Consider the following 1,249-nt stretch of genomic DNA (forward strand, 5'->3'; position numbering starts at 1 on the left):
GAAGACTCTTCTACCATGTTTTTATAAACCGGAATGTTAAAACAAAAATATTTTCTTGCGGGCATTTTTATTTTATCGGCTGAAAAACAGCCGATAAAATTGTCGTGGCGGAAAATAGAATGATTACATCACGTTTTATAAAAATAATCTGTATGCAAAAAGTCAAATATCTATTAGTTTTGGTTATGAGCATATTTTCTTTCTCTTGCCAGAAAAGTAATATGTATAGTTGCGATCCTGACATTGAAAGATGGGCAAATGAGAATGTTTTAGAAATAAGTAGGATGAGTAGAATGCAATTTCTGAATTTAAAAAAGGATTCATATAAAAGAGCTGCTTATCGAATCTTTGATACTGAAAAGAAACGAGAAATATGGAACGAAAAATACCAAGAGTTGGAAAAGCTAGACTGGTCTGAAGTCGAATGGAAGCATATAGAACTAATCTATTCATTGATATTAGATTATGAGAAGTCTATATTCACTTCTATCGATTTGAATAATAATGACGAGTTGCTGATTTTTATATATCGATGGCAAGAATATGCCAACAACACACTCGGATGGAATAAAAAGCAAATTCATGCAATTTGTTATAGCATAGAAAAAGTATTAAATAAGCAAGGTGACTTAGATAAAAATTTTGAAGATGAAATTATTGCGTTAACTCAAGGAGAAGGAGTTGGGTTTGAATGTTCGTGTAGCCAGAAAAGTAGTTATTGCGATATATTGGATCATGAAGGACCCGATTACACTACTTGTAGAACTCCAACAAGGGGCAGTTGTAAGCCAACTTCAGGATGTGGATTATTTTGGCTGTTTGAGTGTGATGGAATGTGTTTAGGATTAGGAATTTAACCGCATCATTATGAACAAAAAGAAATGTTTTATATCAATTTTCTTCATATCCTTCTTATTATTTATTCTTCTTAGCCCGATAAGAATAATAGGAGCGATACAAGCTACTATTACTTCGTGCGTGATATTTCAAGCATTTACGGTAATTATGCTTAGTCGATACTATAGAATTATTAAACCTTGGATTCTATTTGTTGCAATTTTATTTGGAAGTTCTATTATTGATATCCCAATAAGGATTCGTTATTTTGAATATACGACGTTGGTAATCATTCTATTTTCCGCCACGACAATTTTATCGGCTGTTTTTCAGCCGATAAAATAAAAATGCCCGCAAGAAAATATTTTTGTTTTAACATTCCGGTTTATAAAAACATGGTAGAAGAGTCTTC

The 1,249-nt window shown here is 31.9% G+C and carries 1 protein-coding gene; it reads left to right on the forward strand.

Annotation, left to right across the window (positions count from 1 at the left end; genetic code table 11):
• The first annotated feature begins 152 nt into the window (after positions 1–152).
• Positions 153–857: a bacteriocin fulvocin C-related protein gene (locus HU824_RS19415; RefSeq protein WP_136011540.1), complete on the forward strand. Its 705-nt coding sequence runs from the start codon at positions 153–155 to the stop codon at positions 855–857.
• The last annotated feature ends 392 nt before the right edge of the window (positions 858–1,249 follow it).

The organism is Bacteroides sp. L10-4 (assembly GCF_013373675.1).
GTDB lineage: Bacteria > Bacteroidota > Bacteroidia > Bacteroidales > Bacteroidaceae > Bacteroides > Bacteroides muris.

What these genes read in the sequence shown, in the direction of transcription:
- HU824_RS19415 (WP_136011540.1), top strand. Translation starts at nt 153, where the DNA reads ATGCAAAAAGTCAAATATCTATTAGTTTTGGTTATGAGCATATTTTCT.